This is a genomic window from Curtobacterium sp. 9128 (assembly GCF_900086645.1).
GTDB lineage: Bacteria > Actinomycetota > Actinomycetes > Actinomycetales > Microbacteriaceae > Curtobacterium.
The window spans coordinates 871,915-890,238 of sequence record NZ_LT576451.1 but is presented as its reverse complement, the minus strand read 5'-3'; the positions used below and the strand labels follow the sequence as shown (position 1 = coordinate 890,238).

Annotated in this window: 18 protein-coding genes; 7 read left to right on the top strand and 11 right to left on the bottom strand. The window is 72.3% G+C overall.

Going from position 1 to position 18,324, the window contains the following annotated elements:
* Window positions 1-5: 5 nt before the first annotated feature.
* The 3 genes from QK288_RS04490 to QK288_RS04480 are packed head-to-tail and all read left to right on the top strand — an operon-like array spanning window position 6 to window position 4,243.
* Complete coding sequence (locus QK288_RS04490; RefSeq protein WP_281266612.1) at window positions 6-1,862, top strand: gamma-glutamyltransferase; 1,857 nt, start codon at window positions 6-8, stop codon at window positions 1,860-1,862.
* Entirely contained in the window at window positions 1,846-3,498 is a 1,653-nt protein-coding gene (locus QK288_RS04485; RefSeq protein ID WP_281266611.1) for an ABC transporter ATP-binding protein, read from the top strand. The genes QK288_RS04490 and QK288_RS04485 overlap by 17 nt, the downstream gene beginning before the upstream one ends.
* Window positions 3,458-4,243: a GntR family transcriptional regulator gene (locus QK288_RS04480; RefSeq protein ID WP_281266610.1), complete on the top strand. Its 786-nt coding sequence runs from the start codon at window positions 3,458-3,460 to the stop codon at window positions 4,241-4,243. Before QK288_RS04485 ends, QK288_RS04480 begins: the two co-directional genes overlap by 41 nt.
* Before the next feature lie 72 nt (window positions 4,244-4,315).
* Here the strand turns inward: QK288_RS04480 and QK288_RS04475 are convergent, their stop codons facing one another.
* The 3 genes from QK288_RS04475 to QK288_RS04465 form a co-directional block, all read right to left on the bottom strand.
* Window positions 4,316-5,032, bottom strand: coding sequence for an NYN domain-containing protein (locus QK288_RS04475; RefSeq protein WP_281266609.1), 717 nt, complete (start codon window positions 5,030-5,032; stop codon window positions 4,316-4,318).
* A gap of 73 nt (window positions 5,033-5,105) precedes the next feature.
* Entirely contained in the window at window positions 5,106-6,266 is a 1,161-nt protein-coding gene (locus tag QK288_RS04470; RefSeq protein WP_281266608.1) for a peptidoglycan DD-metalloendopeptidase family protein, read from the bottom strand.
* Between the two features lie 212 nt (window positions 6,267-6,478).
* Entirely contained in the window at window positions 6,479-7,234 is a 756-nt protein-coding gene (locus tag QK288_RS04465) for a helix-turn-helix transcriptional regulator (protein ID WP_281266607.1), read from the bottom strand.
* A 77-nt stretch (window positions 7,235-7,311) separates the two neighbouring features.
* Between QK288_RS04465 and QK288_RS04460 the strand changes: the two genes are divergently transcribed.
* Window positions 7,312-8,151 (top strand): sulfite exporter TauE/SafE family protein, encoded by an 840-nt coding sequence (locus QK288_RS04460; protein WP_281266606.1) that lies wholly within the window; start codon window positions 7,312-7,314, stop codon window positions 8,149-8,151.
* On the opposite strand, the gene QK288_RS04455 is transcribed toward QK288_RS04460, so the two are convergent.
* Window positions 8,103-8,726 (bottom strand): DUF805 domain-containing protein, encoded by a 624-nt coding sequence (locus QK288_RS04455; protein ID WP_281266605.1) that lies wholly within the window; start codon window positions 8,724-8,726, stop codon window positions 8,103-8,105. The genes QK288_RS04460 and QK288_RS04455 overlap by 49 nt on opposite strands.
* A gap of 119 nt (window positions 8,727-8,845) precedes the next feature.
* Between QK288_RS04455 and QK288_RS04450 the strand changes: the two genes are divergently transcribed.
* Window positions 8,846-9,286 (top strand): OsmC family peroxiredoxin, encoded by a 441-nt coding sequence (locus tag QK288_RS04450; protein WP_281266604.1) that lies wholly within the window; start codon window positions 8,846-8,848, stop codon window positions 9,284-9,286.
* Window positions 9,287-9,362: 76 nt separating this feature from the next.
* Here the strand turns inward: QK288_RS04450 and QK288_RS04445 are convergent, their stop codons facing one another.
* On the bottom strand, window positions 9,363-10,067 hold the full coding sequence (locus QK288_RS04445; protein WP_281266603.1) for a hypothetical protein: 705 nt from the start codon (window positions 10,065-10,067) through the stop codon (window positions 9,363-9,365).
* Window positions 10,068-10,137: 70 nt separating this feature from the next.
* Here QK288_RS04445 and QK288_RS04440 point away from each other — a divergent pair, with 70 nt between their 5' ends.
* Window positions 10,138-11,646: a threonine/serine exporter family protein gene (locus QK288_RS04440; protein ID WP_281266602.1), complete on the top strand. Its 1,509-nt coding sequence runs from the start codon at window positions 10,138-10,140 to the stop codon at window positions 11,644-11,646.
* Window positions 11,647-11,674: 28 nt separating this feature from the next.
* Here QK288_RS04440 and QK288_RS04435 read toward each other — a convergent pair whose 3' ends face one another.
* On the bottom strand, window positions 11,675-12,349 hold the full coding sequence (locus QK288_RS04435; protein WP_281266601.1) for a TetR/AcrR family transcriptional regulator: 675 nt from the start codon (window positions 12,347-12,349) through the stop codon (window positions 11,675-11,677).
* A 166-nt stretch (window positions 12,350-12,515) separates the two neighbouring features.
* Here QK288_RS04435 and QK288_RS04430 point away from each other — a divergent pair, with 166 nt between their 5' ends.
* Entirely contained in the window at window positions 12,516-12,839 is a 324-nt protein-coding gene (locus QK288_RS04430; protein WP_281266600.1) for a hypothetical protein, read from the top strand.
* A gap of 139 nt (window positions 12,840-12,978) precedes the next feature.
* Here QK288_RS04430 and QK288_RS04425 read toward each other — a convergent pair whose 3' ends face one another.
* From QK288_RS04425 to QK288_RS04405, 5 genes are all read right to left on the bottom strand, one after another.
* Complete coding sequence (locus QK288_RS04425; protein WP_281266599.1) at window positions 12,979-13,890, bottom strand: SDR family oxidoreductase; 912 nt, start codon at window positions 13,888-13,890, stop codon at window positions 12,979-12,981.
* Window positions 13,891-14,012: 122 nt separating this feature from the next.
* Window positions 14,013-14,945 carry a PfkB family carbohydrate kinase gene (locus QK288_RS04420; RefSeq protein ID WP_281266598.1) on the bottom strand — a complete coding sequence of 311 codons (933 nt, stop codon included), beginning with the start codon at window positions 14,943-14,945 and terminating at the stop codon, window positions 14,013-14,015.
* Window positions 14,945-16,432, bottom strand: a complete 1,488-nt coding sequence (locus QK288_RS04415; protein WP_281266597.1) for a cytosine permease — start codon at window positions 16,430-16,432, stop codon at window positions 14,945-14,947. Before QK288_RS04415 ends, QK288_RS04420 begins: the two co-directional genes overlap by 1 nt.
* A gap of 75 nt (window positions 16,433-16,507) precedes the next feature.
* Window positions 16,508-17,554, bottom strand: a complete 1,047-nt coding sequence (locus QK288_RS04410) for an ADP-ribosylglycohydrolase family protein (RefSeq protein WP_281266596.1) — start codon at window positions 17,552-17,554, stop codon at window positions 16,508-16,510.
* Window positions 17,551-18,264 carry a GntR family transcriptional regulator gene (locus tag QK288_RS04405; protein ID WP_281266595.1) on the bottom strand — a complete coding sequence of 238 codons (714 nt, stop codon included), beginning with the start codon at window positions 18,262-18,264 and terminating at the stop codon, window positions 17,551-17,553. Before QK288_RS04405 ends, QK288_RS04410 begins: the two co-directional genes overlap by 4 nt.
* Window positions 18,265-18,324 lie beyond the last annotated feature (60 nt).

Genomic DNA, 18,324 nt, shown 5'->3' with positions numbered 1-18,324 from the left:
GCACCATGAGCACCAACCCCGCCTTCGTCCAGCCGACCGCCCACACCACACGTCCCGACCTGCAGGGCACGTTCGGCATGGCCGCCGCCACGCACTGGATCGCCACCGCGAGCGCGCAGGCCGTCCTGGAACGCGGCGGCAACGCATTCGACGCCGCCGTCGCCGGCGCATTCGTCCTGCACGTCGTCGAACCGCACCTGAACGGTCCAGGCGGCGACATGACCGCCGTCTTCGCCACCGCCGACGACAAGACACCGACGGTGCTGGTCGGCCAGGGTCCGGCACCGGCGGGCGCCACCCCGGAACACTTCCGGGCCGAGGGCCTCGACCTGGTCCCCGGCGCCGGCGCACTCGCGGCCGCCGTGCCCGGTGCCGTCGACGCCTGGCTCATGCTCCTCCGAGACCACGGCACGTGGGAACTGGCCGACGTCCTCGCCTTCGCCATCGGCTACGCGCGCGACGGCCACCCGGTCGCGCCCCGCGTGGTCGCCACGATCAGCACGGTCCAGGACCTGTTCCGGGATCACTGGCCGTCCTCCGCTGCTCGGTGGATGCCGGGAGGCTGGGTGCCGGTCCCCGGGACCGTCATCCGCAACGAGACGTGGGCTGCAGTGCTCGACCGGCTCGTCGACGCCGGCTCTGCGCACACGGGCGGCAGCGCGGACGACCGGGTCGCCCGCATCGACGCTGCGCGCGATGCGTGGTCGAGCGGGTTCGTCGCGGAGGCGATCGACCGGTTCGTGCGCGCCCCGCACCGGCACGCCTCGGGCACCGACCACGCCGGCGTCATCCGCGCGAGCGACATGGCCGCGTTCCGGGCGTCCTACGAGCCCGCGACGACCGCCGAGTTCCGCGGGTACACGGTCGCGAAGACCGGCCCGTGGGGGCAGGGACCCGCACTGCTGCAGACCCTGCGGTTGCTCGAGCCCTTCGACGACGCCCAGCTCGACCCGTCGACGGTCGACGGCGCACACACCATCGTCGAGGCGCAGAAGCTCGCCATGGCCGACCGCGAGGCGTACTACGGCGACCACGACGTCCCGATGGACGCGCTGCTGAGCGACGCGTACACCGACGCCCGTCGTGCGCTGATCGGCGACCACGCGTCCCACGAGTTCCGCCCGGGGACGACCGCCGACGGCCCGAGCACGCTCCCGCCGCTCCGCGAGACGTACACACCGGGCGGCGAACCCATCGCCGGCGTCGGCGAACCGACCGTCCCGGCACCCGTCGAGGACCGAGGTGAGCCGATCGTGATGGCGACCGGCGAGACCCGCGGCGACACGGTCCACATCGACGTCGTCGACCGCTGGGGCAACATCATCAGCGCGACGCCGTCCGGCGGATGGCTGCAGTCCTCCCCGACGATCCCCGAGCTCGGGTTCTGCCTCGGCACCCGCATGCAGATGACCTGGCTCGAGGAGGGCACCGCGTCGACGCTCCGCCCCGGCGAGCGCCCTCGGACGACACTGACCCCGACGCTCGTGCTCCGTGACGGCGAGCCCGTCGTGGCGCTCGGGTCCCCCGGCGGCGACCAGCAGGACCAGTGGCAGCTGCTCTTCCTGCTCCGCACGATCGTCGGCGGGTACTCCCCGCAGCAGGCCATCGACGCGCCCGCGCTGCACACGACCTCGTTCCCCGGGTCGTTCTGGCCGCGGACCTGGACCCCGGGCGGCCTCGTCGTCGAGGACCGGCTCGGCGAGGACGTGATCGCCGGCCTCGAGGAACTCGGCCACGTCGTCACCCGAGCCGGCGACTGGGCGCTCGGCCGCCTGTCGTGCGTGACGCGCGACCCCGCAACCGGCGTCATGGGCGCCGCAGCCAACCCGAGAGGAGCACAGGGACATGCCGCAGGACGCTGAGGACCGCACGATGCCCACCGGAGCCGACCCGAGCCTCCCGTCCGCCCCCTTGCTGACCATCCGCGACCTGCGCGTCGCGTTCGGCGGCACCGAGGTGTTGCACGGCGTCGACCTCGACGTCCGTCGCGGCGAGCGCGTCGCGATCGTCGGCCAGTCCGGATCCGGCAAGTCGACGCTGATCGCGGCGGTGCTCCGGCTGTTGCCCGGGGCCGGACGGATCACGGGCGGATCGATCCGCCTCGGCGACCTCGACGTCTCCGGCGCGGACGAGGCCACCATGCGCCCGGTCCGCGGCGGACGCATCGGACTCGTGCCGCAGGACCCGTCGACCAACCTCAACCCAGCGATGAAGGTCGGCGCGCAGATCGCTGACTCGCTCCGCGCCGGGGGGCTCCGCGGCCGCGCGGCGGTCCGGCAGCGCGTCGTGGAGCTCATGACCGAGGCCGGGATCCCGGAAGCCGCGCGACGGGCGGACCAGTACCCGCACGAGTTCTCCGGCGGCATGCGGCAGCGCATCCTCATCGCCATCGCGCTCGCCCGCCAGCCGGAACTGCTCATCGCCGACGAGCCGACCAGCGCGCTCGACGTGACGGTGCAGCGGCAGATCCTCGACCACCTGCAGACGCTGGTGGACCAGCACGGCACCACACTGCTCTTCGTGACGCACGACCTCGGGGTCGCGGCGGACCGGACCGATCGCGTCGTCGTGATGCTCGACGGTGCGATCGTCGAGCAGGGCGCGCCGGAGGACATCCTCCGGAACCCGCAGCACGAGTACACGAAGCGGCTCATCGCGGCGGCACCCGCGCTGACGGGCGTCGCTCCGGAGCCGGTGGCTGCCGGTGAACCGATCCTCGTCGTGTCGGAGCTGGTCAAGGAGTACAAGCTCCGCGGGCGCGGCGCCGGCACCCTCCGGGCGTCCGACGGCGTCTCGTTCACCGTCCGACGCGGCACCACCACCGCGGTCGTCGGGGAGTCCGGGTCGGGCAAGACGACGGTCGCCAGGATCGTCCTGGGGCTCGAGACGCCGACGTCGGGCAGCGCGCTCGTCGACGGGCTCTCGATCGGGACCGCCCGCGGCGCCGAACGGCGGAGCGTCCGTCGTCGGGTGCAGCCGGTCTTCCAGGACCCGTACGGCTCGCTCGACCCGACGTCGACGATCGAACGGATCATCGACGAGCCCCTGCGCGTGTTCGGGATCGGTGACCGGGCGTCCCGCACCGAGCGGGTCGCGACGCTGCTCGACCAGGTCGCTCTGCCACGCACGGTCGCGCAGCTCCGTCCGAACGAGTTGTCCGGCGGGCAGCGGCAGCGCGTCGCGATCGCCCGCGCGCTCGCCCTCGAGCCGGAGCTGCTCATCCTCGACGAGGCGGTCTCCGCGCTCGACGTCCTCGTGCAGGAGCAGATCCTGGCATTGCTCGACGACCTGCAGGACCGCCTGGGCCTGAGCTACCTGTTCATCACGCACGACCTCGGGGTGGTCAGGCGGATCGCGGACGACGTCGTGGTGATGCGCCGCGGGAAGGTCGTGGAGCACGGTTCGGTCGCGCAGGTGTTCGACGCCCCCGCCGAGCAGTACACGCGGGACCTGCTCGATGCGATCCCCGGCAGGGCACTGGCGGAGCACGCCGCGTGACGCACTCGCCGTGGGCGGTCGTCCGCGTGAGACGATCGTGACCGTGCTGAACGGTGCCGGCGTCCTCGACGCGATCCGCCGCGACATCGTCGCCGGCGCGCTGCTGCCCGGGACCCGGGTGACGGAGGCGTTCCTCGCGGAGCGGTACGGCGTCTCCCGGGTCCCGGTGCGCGAGGCGTTGCGCGGCCTCGAGGGCGAGGGCTTCGTCGTGTCGCAGCCGAACGTGGGCTCCAGGATCGCGGCGATCCCGTTCGACGAGGCCGACGACCTGTTCGCCGTGCGGGAGTCGCTCGAGATCGCCACCGCCAGGCGTGCGGCCACCCGGGCGCGCACGCTCTTCGACGGTGACGCCCCGCCCGAGGACTGGTGGCGGATCCGGCGCGAGCTCGGCGCGGTCCTGGACGCCGGTGACGACGCGGTCGAGCGGGACGAACTCGACCTGCTCGTCGACCTCAACGACCGCTTCCACTTCCTGGTCGCCGAACTCTCCGGCAGTGCGACGCTCGCGACGCTGCTCCGGCAGTTGTCCCGGAAGATCGAGTGGTTGTACGCCACGGACACGTTCTCCCGTGGCAAGCGGCTGTGGCCCGAGCACCGACGCATCCTCGCGGCGATCGACGCCGGCGACGTGGATGCGGCGGCTGAGCGGATGGGGTGGCACGTCCGCGAGAGCCGGATCGGGTACGCGGCGCGTTCGTCGCCCGACCGCGCCGAGGCCCTGCGGTCAGCAGGCCCCGCGATCTGAATGTGATACTGCAGTTGCGGGCGGCGACCAGTCAGGTTACGCTCGTCACGCAACCCGGGGTGCCGCAAACGGCTAACCGGCGCGGGGCCCTGTTCCACGGAACGGGGCCCCTGCTTCTCTCCAGGCCTTCGGGCGCGAGAACCCGCCGAGCTCGTCGACGATCCGGTCGGGGAACTGACTTTCCCGCAGATTTCCTTCCCGAACGACACGGATCTCGTCCGGTTCGAGCCGGAGCAGCTCCCGCGCCGCCGCCCCCGCCGGAACGATGAGCCCGACCTGTCGACGGGCACGTGATCGCACGAGCCGCAGTGCCTCCGCGAAGTCGGAGTCGTTCGAGAGCAGGAAGTACGTGTCGACCAGGTCGTGCATCGCGTCGCACACCATGTGCGACGCGAGACTCACGTCCGTCCCCTTCTCCTCGATCTTCCGCACGCGGACCCGCCTCGGCTCCCCGGCGGCATCGCGCTCGAGCGGGGACAGCGCCATCCAGCGCTTGTCCGCACGGAACGTCCCGAAGTGCAACGAGACGGACGGCAGGGTGGCGAGTGCTCGGAGGTACGCCTCCTGGTTCTGCGGCCCGCTTGGATTCCTTCCCTCGACGTGGCGCACCCTCGCCGTGAAGTAACGGATCTGGCCGACGTCGTAGGTCGGCAGGAGATGGCTGCAGAGCAGTTCGAGGTCGAGCCACTTGAGGTCGCCACGACCATGGAGGGCACGGCGGAAGAGGTTGAAGCCGTCGACGTACACGGCGGCCGTCGGCTTCCCGGCAGTGGAGGTCAGGGTGGGCATCCGCCGATGATCGGCGATCCGGGGCGCGGGTGCCGAACATGTTGCATGTCCGGCGCCCGGCGCCCGGCGCGCGTCAGCGGAAGGAGAGGATCGTCAGCGGGTCCTTCAGCGTCCCGTTCACCCGCGTCTCCACGTGCACGTGCGGCCCCGTCGACTGCCCGGTGTTGCCCGACTTCGCGATCTCCGTCCCCGGCGACACGAGCTGCCCCTTCGAGACCTCGATCGCGGAGAGGTGCGCGGTGAGCACGGTCGTCAGGCCGTACTTCACGACGACGTAGTTGCCGAACGTCTTGTCGTTCGCCACGGTGCTCGTCACCGATCCAGCACCCGAGGCGTACACCGGCGTGCCCGTCTTCACCCCGGCGTCCGTGCCCTGGTGGTAGCGCGGGGTGTGTCCGGCCCCGCGGTCGTCACCGTAGCGGCCGGTGATGCTCCGGCTCGCGACCGGCCACAGCAGTCCCGTGACCTTCTGCGTCGACCAGGCACGCGTGTCGCTCTTGCCGTAGAACACGACGTTCGCGTCGAGCTGCACGATCAAGGAGCCCGCGCCGGCGCGGCTGGTGCTCGATGCCCAGAGGACCCGCTTGTCCGGCGCGTAGACCACGATGTTCCCGTCGGCCTGCACCGCAGCCCACGCTCCCGGGTTCCGGTTGGTGTGCGTCGACCAGGTCGCCCGGCCGTTGACGTACTGCACGAGGTTGCCGTCGGCCTGCATCGTGAAGGTGCGGCTCTTGCTCGCATCCGAGCGGAGGACGGTGCCGGGCATGATGTTCGTCCCGGAGCGCACCGTGTTCTGGAAGGACTCGATCCCCCAGAGCACACGGACCGCGGTGTCCACGGAGTGGATCGATCCGTCCGACTCGAGGATGAGGCCGAGCCCGCGGTTGGCACCCGATCCCCACTGCTTGAACGCCTTGCCGCCGGATCGCAGGGTCAGCACGCCGTTCGTCCCGTAGACCGCGGTCGCGCCGGGCTTGTCCGTCGTGTTCGACGCGTACAGCACGACGTTCCCGATGCCGTACTCGACGAGGTTCCCGTCGCCCTGCATGACGAGGCGGAACTGCCCGTTGTCCGAGGTGAGCTGGTCACCGGCGACCATGGTGGTCCCGGCGGGCAGGACGCCCTTGTAGGTGGTGGCTGCGTGGGCGGGAGCGGCGAGCACGACGCCGCCGAGCACCGTGACGAGCACGGCTGTGGTGATCGCGGCGAGCCGCGCGGTGAGTGAGCTCTGCAAGTGGTGGATCCCCTGGTTCGGCGGCTCGCTCTCAACGAGCCGTGCGGCGACTCGGCTCCCGAGTCGTTCGGCGGCCCGCCCTGTACAGGCCGCCGAACGATGGTCACCGAGGGGTGCCGGACCGACACAGCCCCAGTCGTGGGGGCTGTACGCCCGAGCGAACCTGTGCAGACGCCGATCAGGACGGCCCGCGAGCAGCATCCGTCAAGGCCTCAGCGGAACCGCGACGGCGGCACCCCGAACGCCCGGGTGAACGCCGCGGTGAACGCGGCAGGGGTCGCGTAGCCGAGCCGGCCGGCGACGTCCGTCACGGACGCCGTGCGGAGCGACGGGAGGCTCGCCAGCAGTCGCGCACGCACCCGCCAGACCGCAGGCCCCACCCCCGTGGCCGCCCGGAACCGCCGATCGAGCGTCCGGCCGCTCACGGAGGCCCGGATCGCCCAGTCCGCGTTCGTCACGTGCACGTCGGGGTCGGCGAGGTACGCGCGGCACAGGTCGCGGAGGACGCCCTCCGCCGGCAGTCGGATGGACAGCGGGACGGGCGCCACGCGCTGGAGTTCGTGCAGCGCGAGGTCGAGCACCGCGCCGTCACGTCCGTGGACGTCGAGGTCGAGCGGCAGGTCGAACGCCGCGCGGAGCAGTTCACGCAGGAGCGGCCCGACCTCGACGACCGTGCACGAGGTCGGCCACCACGGCACCGCGTCCGGCTCGATGTAGAGGCTCCACGTGGTGACGTCGAGCATCCTGACCTCGTGCTCGACTCCCGGAGGGATCAGGACGGCACGGTCGGTCGGCACCGTCCACGACCCCTCGTCCGTCTCGACGAGCATCGTCCCGCTGGCCCCGTAGAGCACCTGAGCACGCCGGTGGGCGTGCCGGGCGAGCAGGAAGTCGGGCGGGTACTCGGTCCCGATGGGCAGGACGTCGAGCGGCAGGTGGTCGTGGTCCTCGACCCGGACGTTGCGCACCCTTCGAGGCTAACCCTCGAAGGTCTGCGACCGACCATCGATTGCTCGCCGCGACGGTCGGCGCTGGACTGGATGCCATGACGTTCTTCGTGCTGGTGCTCATCGGGGTCCTCGTCGGGCTGACGACCGTGTTGTTCGGCTTCGGCGGCGGATTCGTGACGGTCCCGATCATCACGGTCGCCGATGCCGCACTCGGAGGCGATGCGGTCCGCGTGGCGACGGCGACCTCGGCGCTCGTGATGCTCGTGAACGCCGCGGTCGCGACGGCGTCCACGAAGCGCGTCGTCCTCCGGGGACTCCGCGGACGCACCGGGCTCTTCGCGCTGCTCGTCCTCGGCGGTGCGGTCGGCGCCGCAGCCGCTCGGTTCGCGCCCGACGCGCTGTTGCGGTGGGGCTTCGTCGCGTACGTCGGGGCCACTGTCGTCGACCTGCTCGTCCGCCCCGGGTTCTTCCGACGCGAGGCTGGTCCCCGGCCCCGACGCGAGCCGTCCATCGGGACGCGCCCGACGGCCGTGGCGTCCGGCAGCACGCCGGACGGACGCGGCATGCGGACGGTGTTCGGCCTCCCGGTCGGCGCGGTCGCGGCGTTCCTGGGTGTCGGTGGCAGCGTCATGACCGTCCCGGTGATGCGCCGGGCCGGTGCGTCCATGCCGGTGGCGACCGCCCTGGCGAACCCGCTGACGCTCGCGATCGCCGCGCCGGCGGTCCTCGTCACACTGCTCGTGCACGGGCAGGTGCCCGATGCGCCCCGCCTCGTCGGCGCCGTGGACGTCCCGGCCGCGGTCGCGCTGCTGCTCGGCGCGATGCCGGTGATCGTGCTGCTCCGCCGACGCCCCCCGCGCATCCCCGAGGCGGTGCACGCATGGGGCTACGTGGTGCTGCTCGGCGCCGCAGGGGTCGCCGTCGCCGTGTCGTGAGGCTCGGGCGGCAAGGTGGCGCTCGGCTTGTAGGCGTCCCACATCGTGCGGTCAAACCGCACGCCCGCCGCACGAGGCCGACGCACGACCATGGCGGTCACGACCAACCACCCGAAGGGCCCGGTGAGCGCGAGCAGCAGCACCCAGAGCCCGGTGTGGTCTCGGTCGTGCAGCCGCCGGACCAGCAGGGTCCAGCGCGGGATCGCCGTCACCGCGACCCACAGGAGCAGCACCACGTCCCACGGGTTCGGCGGGACGTCCGCGCCGTCGCCGTACCCCCACCACCACGTCGGGCTGCCGAACAGGTGGAAGTGCACGGCCGGCGTCGGGACGATCCCGAACGGGTCCGCGTACGAGTCCCACCGCCACGGTGTCCCGGACCACACCGGGATCCCCACCGCGAGCACCACGACGACCAGCTCGAACCCCATCGGCCAGAAGAACTCGGACCGGCTCGCCCGACCGGAGAACCGCCAGCCCTGTGTCCAGAACCGGACCCAGGCCTCGAGCGGGCCGGCGTCGCGCAGCGGCCCCTGCCGGAGCGCGCGCGAACGGAACGACGATCGATCCCCCATGCGTTCGACCCTACCGACCTGCGTCTTCGCCGGGAACCCCTTGCGAGAACGTGCGTTCTCCGATTGACTCGGCACCGCGGCTCCCGCTCGGGACCGCACCCCACACGAAAGGAGCGGCCATGCCCACGCGCACCGCACGCACCGCCTGGAACGGCGGCCTCCAGGACGGCTCCGGCCAGGTCGAACTCTCCAGCTCGAAGGTCGGCACGTACGACGTCTCGTTCCCGAAGCGCGCCGCCGAGGACGCCGACGGCACGACCAGCCCCGAGGAACTCATCGCCGCAGCGCACTCCGCCTGCTACGCGATGCAGTTCTCCGCGGTCCTCGGCGAGGCCGGCGGCACCGTCGAGGCCCTCGACGTCAAGGCCGACGTCTCGCTCGGCCCGGACTCGGCCGGCGGGTTCAAGTTCACCGGCATCGCCCTCACCGTGAGCGGCGAGGTGTCCGGCATCGACGAGGCGACCTTCCTCAAGGCGGCAGAGGACGCCAAGGCGACCTGCCCCGTCAGCAAGGCGCTCACCGGGGTCGACATCACGCTGAACGCGACGTTCGAGCAGTAGTCGGCACCACCTGACTGGAGGCTCGTGGCGATCCCGCCACGAGCCTCCAGTCCGTCTCCTGGTCACCCTCGGAGCGTCACCGCGCGTCGGCGACGCGGAGCCGGGCATCGGCTGCGGCGAGCGCGGCCCGCATCCGTTCGGCCTCGCCGTCCGGCCAGCCGCCCGAGCTCGCGAGCGGCAGCTCCGTCATGAACCGGCGACGCTCCTCGGGGAACGCGCGGACGACGCGATCGGGGTCCTCGAGCACGGTGCGGTACAGGTTCGGCCCGTCGGCGTAGTAGAGGTCGGCGACCACCAACCGACCATCGGCACCGCGCATCACGTTCGCCGGGTTGTCGTCGAGCGGGCCCCACCACGGCTGCTCGTCCGCTCCCTGCGCGTGCACGGTCCGGATGTGCCGGACGAGTGTCGCGACCTCGGGGTCCCCGGCTGCGAGCGATCGGTGGAACGCCGCGGCCTCGGGTTCCGCGACGGGCTCCAGGGCCTCCATCAGCGTGAGGTCACCGCCGCCGTCCAGGACCCGGTGCCCGAACAGCACGGGCACCTGCCTGGTGTCCGACGCCTCCCGGTAGAGCGCTGCCGAGTACGGAGCGGCGGGGTCGAACGGGCTGATCCGTGCAACGGACCGGCCGTCGGGAGCGCGGAGGGCCCATGCCCAGTCACCGGTGCCGCAGTCGGTCCAGCCGGCGGCTCGGAGGGCGCGGTCGGCGTCGTGGTGCGTGGCACCGTCGGGCAGCACGTCGAGGACCGTCGCCCAGGGATCTCCGTCGGTGGTCGCCATGGGCAGCACGGTAGTCGTGGCGTTCAGCGGACGTCCGGACTCGGGTGGACGTGGCAGGCACAATGGAGCGATGGCCGAACCGCTCCTCCCCGGCGCCCGGCCCGGTCGTCCGCACCGTCCGCGGGCCCGCAGCGTCGCCCAGCACGACCTCCGCGACATCCGTGCCCGGCTCCGCGGCACGATCTACGAGCACGTCGAGCCGGACACCCGGTCCCGGCGCGAGCAGTACTCCGCGCAGCAGATCGTCGACTTCTGTCTCGACCTCGCCGAGGTGATGCTGGCCTCGGGCGCCGACACCCGCAGCGTCGAGATCGCCCTGGTCGCCGTGGCGACCAAGTGGAACCTCGCACCCCTCGAACTCGACTTCACGGGCAGCTCGGTCACGATCCAGTACGCGCCGTCGGACGCGCCGATGCTCGTCAAGATGCGGACGATCCGCTCGGACGGCTCCGACCTGAACCGGCTCGCGTGGGCGAACCAGATCGTCGACGACGTCATCCACGACGAGCGGGACATGTCGTCGGCGGTGAGCGCGCTCGTGGCCGTCCTGCGGATGCCCTCCCGGTGGCCGATGTGGACCGCCGACGTCGGCCTGTCCATCCTGGGCACGTCGATCGCGATGCAGGCCGGCGGGGGCTGGCGCGCGGGCATCGGGGCGTTCGTGCTCATGCTCGGCATCATCGTCTCCGGGCGCTGGCTGACGGGCAGGGGCTACCCCCAGTTCTTCGTCTCCGGTGCGCAGGGGGCGGTGGCGTCCGTGATCGGCACCCTGGCGATCGGCATCGGGATCCTGCACCCGGCAGGCGCCGCGACGATGGTGGCGGCCCTGGTGGTGCTGCTCCTGCCCCACGTGTCGCTCGTCACATGGGCGCAGGACGCGATCTCCGGTTTCCGGGCGATGGCCGTCGCCCGCGCGTTCTACATCGGGCTGGTCATCGCGGCGATCGTGGTCGGGGTCCCGGCGGGCATCGCGCTGACGAAGTGGCTCCACCTCGAGGTCGACCCGTCCGGCATCGTCACCCAGGCCCTACCCCTGTGGGCCTCGCTCGCGCTGACGGTCGTGTCGGCGGGTGCGAACTGCTTCGTGCAGCAGGCCAGCGCCCGGGTGATCCCGGTCGCGGTGGTGTTCTCGGTCGCGGCGGCTGCCTCGCTGTGGGGGCTGCGCCAGCTCGGTCTCCCGCTGCTCGGCGCGACGTTCATCGCCGCCGTGCTCCTCGGCGTCCTGTCCACGTACGCCGCCGTCCGGATGCGCACGGCGGTCGCGGCGATCGCGGTCCCGGCGTTCTGCGGCGCGCTCCTGCCCGGTGTCGCGGTGTCGAACGCGCTGCTGAACTTCATGTCGGGGTCGTCGAGCGCCGCGCTCGACTTCGTCGCAGCGGTCTCGGTCGCGCTCGGGATCGGCGCGGGGCTCGTGCTCGGCGGCCTGTTCGCGACCCCGGGGGCTCGGCGTGCGCTCCGGCGGACCCGCCGCGTGGTGGTGCACTCGGTGCACAACGACACGACGGCGATCCCGGTGCTGCGCGACACGGGCTACGACCCGGGCAACGGCTCGGTCCCCCGCGGTTCCCGCACGCGATGACCCAGGTGACCCAGGTGACCGCGGCGGGCTAGATGTCCCAGCCGCCGTCCGACCAGGTGGACAGCCGACGCTGCGCCTGCGGCTCGTACCGTTCCATCCAGCCGCGCTCCATCCGCGCGACCGCACGGTCGAACGCGGGCACCAGGTCGAGATCGCTGCGCAACAGGGCCTGCAGCTGGAGCCCCTCGTAGAGCGCGATGAGCTGCTCGGCGCCGCGGCGCGGGTCCATCGTGTGCGGGGCGCGGCCGACGGCGACGTCGTGCTCCAGCCCGCGCCGGATCTGCGAGTAGAAGAGCTGGTAGCGCGAGCGGAGGTACGTCGACATCGGGTGCGCCGGGTTGCCCGCGACGGACAGCAGGGCGACGAGGAGCCGCATCAGGGCCGGGTCCTCGGCGTTCGAGGCGACGATCGCACGGAGCAGCTCGACCGTGCTGCCGTCACCGACCTCGCGCGTGACCTCGTCCATGCGGCCGCCGTTCCAGCGGTCGAGTGCGGCGAGCACGAGACCGTCCCACGACGGGAAGTGTTGACGGAGCTCGGCGACGCTGATGTCCAGGCGCTCGGCGACGGCCTCGGGACGGGCCTCGTGGAACGGGACGTCGCGGAGCAGGTCCACGGTCGCGCCGACGATGGTGATCCGCAGGTGCAGGGTCGCTGCTGCGGCTGCAGCTGCCTGGGTGTCCGCGCTGGTGTCCTCGAGCATCGTGCCCTCCGTCTGCGGACGTCCTGTCCGCACGTCCATCCAAACGGATTCCGGGGTGCGACAGAATCCCCGTTCCGGGGGTCGGCATGATGGGGGACAGAACGTCGAGGTGCTGGCGGTCACGGACTCCTGGCGGGTTCCCGGCGAGCTGTGTGACGATGCCGGGATGACCCCGAACGACCCCACCGCACAGGGCTTGGCGACCATGGCCTCCGCCGGCTTCGAGTTCGGCGGCGACGCCGATCAGGTCGCCCACGACGTCCGCGCGATGTGGGAGCAGGTCGGTCGGCCGGACGGCGCGTTCGAGGCGGCGGCTCAGGCGATCGCGGTGCTGCCGCAGCGTCCGGAGGTGCCCGTGGCCGACCAGGCCCGTCGTCGCAGGCTCGAGCGGGCGTTCGGCATCAACCCGGTCGAGGTCGAACTCGCGGCCGCACTGTCCGCGCGTGAGCTCCTCGAGCGCATGGCGAGGTCCTGCGGCGTCGCGAGCTGACCGGCCGGCAACTCGCCGGCTCGCCGACTCGCCGCAGCTCTGCGCACAACCGAAAGCACCCCGCGCCACGCGAACACGTGGTGCGGGGTGCTTTCGGTTGTGCGAGCGGCGGGCTCCCGGCCGGCCGGGCGCTGGCGCGCTACGGCGTCGGCATGCCGCCGTCGACGTGCAGCGTCTCGCCGACCACGTAGGACGACTCCCCGCTCGCGAGGAACACGTACGCCGGCGCGAGCTCGGCCGGCTGCCCCCAGCGGCCGAGGTACGTCTGCTCACCCGCGGTCGGCAGGGCCTCAGGCGGCTGCCCACCGGCGGGCTGCAGCGGCGTCCAGATCGGACCCGGCGCGACCGCGTTCACGCGGATGCCCTTCGGCGCGAGCTGCGCCGCGAGGCCCTTGGCCAGGTTGTTCACGGTCGACTTGGTCGCCGCGTAGTGCACCAGGTGCGGCGACGGCGCGTAGGCCTGGATCGAGGTCGTGTTGATGATCGTCGATCCCGGCTGCAGGTGCGGCACGGCCGCCTTCGTGATCCGGAACGTCGCGTAGACGTTCGTCTTGAAGGTCTCGTCGAACTCCTCGTCCGAGATGTCCTCGATCGAGGACACGTTCTGCTGCTTGCCGGCGTTGTTCACGAGGATGTCGAGCCCACCGAGCTCCTGCACGGCGGTCGCGACGAGCTCCTCGCAGAACGCGAGCGACGTGATGTCACCCGGGATCGCGACGGCCTTGCGGCCGGCGGCCTCGATGAGCGAGACGATCCGGTCGGCGTCCTCCTGCTCCTCCGGCAGGTAGCCGATCGCGACGTCGGCACCCTCGCGGGCGTAGGCGATCGCGACCGCCGCGCCGATCCCGGAGTCGCCGCCGGTGACGAGCGCCTTCCGGCCCTGCAGGCGCCCGGAGCCGCGGTACGTCTCCTCGCCGTGGTCGGCCGGGACGTTCTTCGCCATCTCCTCGTCGGTGCCAGCACCCTCGAGGTACTGCTCGTCGGGCTGCTTGTCGGCGTAGAGCTTCGTCGGGTCCTGCATCGTGTACTGGTCGATCTGCTGGTCCGTCATGCCGCCGACGGTACGCAGGCCGCCGTCAGGACCGCTCCAGGAGGCTGTCCCCCGATGCGCGCAGCGGCCAGGCCGGCGGGTGCTCGCCGGACGGGAGGCCCGGTGCGGCCCCGGCGGTCGGCCTACGCCGGGTGGGCGGCGAGGAACGCGTCGGTCTCGGCCCGGGTGGGCGCGGTCGCGGGACCGAGGCGCGAGACGGCGATCGCCGCCGCGGCGTTGGCACGCCGCACGGCGTCGAGGAGCGGCGCACCACGGGACAGCGCCGCGACCAGGACGCCACCGTGGGCGTCGCCGGCTCCGTTCGTGTCCACGGCTGCGACCGTGAACCCCGGCACCAGGACGGGCCCGTCGGGGAGCGAATCGTCCGCGATCCAGCACCCGGCCCCGCCGTCACGCACCAGCACCGCGCCCCGCGCGACCGCGGCCATGGCGGTGACCGCCTGCCGGAGGTCGGCCGATCCCGGCGACATGAGCCGGGCCTCCCGGGCGTTCGTGGACAGGACGTCGGTACGCGCCGTCACGGGCGCGACCACCTGCGGGTCCAGCGTCGCGACGAGTGGCGACGGGTCGAACACGACCCGTACCGATGCCGGGATCGTCGTGATCCAGGACGCGATCGCACGCCCGTTCACCGGGTGGGCGAGCCCGTACCCGGACACGAACAGGGTGTCGTCGTCCCGGAGGTCGACGCGGTCCAGCTCGGCGGTCCCGAGACGCCCCTCCGCGCCGACACTCGTGACGAAGGTGCGCTCGGTTGAGGCGTCCACCAGCGCGACGCAGTACCCGCTGTCCTGGTCGGGAACCCCGGGCTGCAGGACCTCGACGTCGGCAGCGGCGAGCGCGGCGCGGACCACGTCGCCGAACGGGCCGGTGCCGTACTGCCCGGCGAACACGACCTCGAGGCCGTCACGCCGAGCGGCGACCATCGTGTTCAGGCCGCCACCGGCCGTGATGTCCGACGACGACGCGATCACGTCGCCACCGGGCTCCGGCAGTTCCCCGACGCGCATCACGATGTCGACGATGACGTTGCCGACGGAGACGAGCCGCGGCATCAGGCGTGCTCCGTCACGTGCATCGGCGCGGACTCGTCGACCGGCTCGTGGAGCACGCCCTTCGGGCCGCCCGTGAGCACGTACACGGCTGCGGCGACGAAGAAGGTGACGATCCAACCGAGTCCGTTGGCGCCGATCCAGGTGCTCGAGAACGCGCCGACGAAGACCGGGTCCGCGTCGCCGACCTGCACGCTCGTGAACAGGAAGCCGACGACGATCGCGACGGCCCACGCGATGACGGCGCGCCACGCGATGCCGCCCGAGTACCAGTACCGGCCGCCGGCGCGGAGGTCGAGCAGGGCCACCGGGTCGTACCAGGTGCGACGGAGGATGTCGGCGATGAAGACGCCGAGCCAGGCGGTGATCGGCACGGCGAGCACCGAGATGAAGGTGATGAACGGCGCGTAGAAGCCGTCCGCGACGAGCATGAAGTACATCGCCCCGAGGAACGTGACCACGACGTCCACGGTGACCGCCCAGACCCGGGGCACCTTGATGCCGAGCGTGAGCGTCGTGAGGCTCGCCGAGTACACGGACAGGTGGTTCGAGAGGAGCAGCCCGCCGAACGCCGCGATGAGGTACGGCACCGCCATCCAGCCGGGCAGCAGGTCACGGATCGCGGCGACGGGGTCGCCCGCCTGCGCCAGCGTCGGATCGCCAGCGGAGACCAGCGCGCCCAGGCCGACGAGCACGACGAGCGGGATGCCGGCACCGGCTGCGCTCGCGCTGACCAGCTTGGCCGCGCGGACGCTCGTCTTCGAGTAGCGGGCGATGTCCGCACCGGCGGTCGCCCACCCGATGCCGGTGCCGGCGGCGATGGTCCCGATGCCGATCACCATCGCTGCGACGGGCCCGGCGGGGGCGCTGCCGACGACGTGCCAGTCCACGCGGACGACCAGGAACACGGCGACGAAGACGTTCAGCGCGCCGAAGACCCACGTGGCCCACTTCTGCACGGCGACGATGAAGGCGTGGCCCAGGCCGGAGATGAGCACGGTCGCGACGACGAAGACCAGGATCGCGACGATCGTCAGGACCGGGTTGTGCTTGGCGTCCCCGTCCGTGCCGAAGAGGATCGTGAACAGCGACAGCAGCACGAAGGCCGCGGTCGTGGTGTTCACCGTCTCCCAGCCCAGGCGGGACAGCAGCGAGACGAACGTCGGGCCGATGTTGCCGCGGACGCCGAAGACCGCGCGGCTCAGGGTCAGGCCGGGTGCGCCACCACGGCGCCCGGCGATCGAGATCACACCGACCACGGCGAACGACCCCGCGGCGCCGATCACGGCGACGAGGAGCGCCTGCCAGATGTTCAGGTGCTGGAACGCCACCAGGGTCGCGCCGAGGGGCAGACCGAGGATGGAGATGTTGGCGGCGAACCACACCCAGAACAGCGCGCCGGCGTTCCCGGTGCGCTCGGCGGCGGGCACCGGTTCGATGCCGCGCTGCTCGATGCTGGTGAGGGTTCCCGAGCTCGGGGTGTCTGCCATGGTTCCTCTTACGTCGTCGGAAGGGCTTGGGGTGGGACCGGGCGGTGGCTCGTGGGGGATGCCACCGACCGGGGGCTAGGAGGTGCTGCTCGCGGTGCGGGCGCGGTCCACGCGCTCCACGCGGCTCGCGCGGAGCTGCAGCAGGGGGGTCACGACGTCGGCGAAGCGGATGTCGTTCACGGACTCGACCTGGTCGACGGTCTCGGGCGACCACGCGCCGGCACCGTGCACGGCGCCGAGCACCGCGCCGGCCATCGCGGCGATCGTGTCGGTGTCGCCACCGATGCTCGCGGCGGTGCAGAGCGTCTCCCACGGGTCGAGGTCGAGCGACACGAGGGCGAGTGCGGCGACGACGGACTCCTGACTGGCGACGCTCGTGCCGATCACGCCGTCGATGGCGGCGATCCGGTCGGACGACGGCACGGTCGGGAGCCACTCCCGCGCCCAGGCGGTCTTGTCGGCGATCGACGCCCCGGCGATCCAGTGGCCCCGTCGCTCCCCGATCCGGGCGGCGGCGACCGCGACGTCCAGCGCCTCGGCACGCGACGCTCCGTCGATGCCGGCACTGACGGCAGCGGCGATCGCGGCCGCGCCGCCGATGCCGAGCCCGGTGTCGTGGGTGACGCGGGAGGCGTCCTGCACGGCGTCGACGAGCGCGTCGAGGTCGTCAGCGGTCGTGGTGATGCCGACCGGCGTGATCCGCATCGCCGCACCGTTGGTGGTGCCCGTGGAACCGGCTTCGGACGCGGGGACGCCGTCGAGGATGCGCTGCACCGCGGTCTTCGTGCTCGGGCCGAGCAGGTCGAGGGATCCCTTCGCCGCCATCCCGCGCTCCCAGTCGATGAGCGCCTCGGCGAACCGGGTCGGGTCGAGCCGGCCGTCGCCCTCGACGAGCAGCCGTGCGACGAGCACGGCCTGCTCGGTGTCGTCGGTGATGCTCGCGGCGGGCATGCCGTGCGCGATGCGCTGCCGGGGGCCGGCGTCGACGAACCCGGTGATGCGTCCGTGGTCCTCGCGGATCTCCCCGAGGGACATCGACTGCGTCGGCATGCCGAGGGCGTCACCGATCGCGAGGCCCCGGAAGGCAGCGAGCGCGTGGTCGGAGGTGGTCGTGCGGGTCATCGGGGGTCTCCTTGTCCGAAGCGCATGTGGATGCGGAAGCGCTCGGGGTCGAGCAGGCTGTCGACGGCCTCGACGAAGGCACCGCCCGCGGTGCGGGAGACCCGACGGCTGTGCAGGAAGGGGGTACCAGGGGTGCGGTCGAGGACCGCGGCCTCGGCGTCGTCGAGCGGGCGGACGTCGATCCACTGCTCCGCTCGCGCCGGGACGAGGCCGGCCGCCTCGATCGTCGCGCTCAACGACCCCTCGACGAGTCCGTCCTCGACGGCACGGTCGAGCCGGCCGATGCGCGGCACGACGCTGCGCTCGTAGGAGACGTGCGGACCGTCGACCACGGAGCGCACCCGGTCAACGGCGACGAAGGCCGGTTCGGCGTCGACAAGGCTCGCGAGTTCGGCGTCCTCGATCCGTTCGATCCGCAGCGTGGACGCCCGGACCTCGGTGCCGCTCCCGGCGATGGACCGTGCCCACCCGGCACGCGGGTCGAGCGCAGCACCGTCGAAGGTGACGACCGAACCGATGCCGCCGTGCGTGGCGATGTACTCGTCGTCGGCAAGGTCGGCGAGCGCTGCACGGACGGTGCCGCGGCTGACCGCGAAGCGCTCGGCGAGGTCGTGCTCCCCCGGGAGTCGTTCGCCGGAGACGTACCGGCCCGTCGCGATCGCGTCGCGGAGGGCGTCGGCGACGAGGCGTCGCTTCGATGAGACGGGCATGACGGTGATGGTACATGTACAAGACCTGTCCAGTCCACCACAAGGTCACGGTCCGGTTTC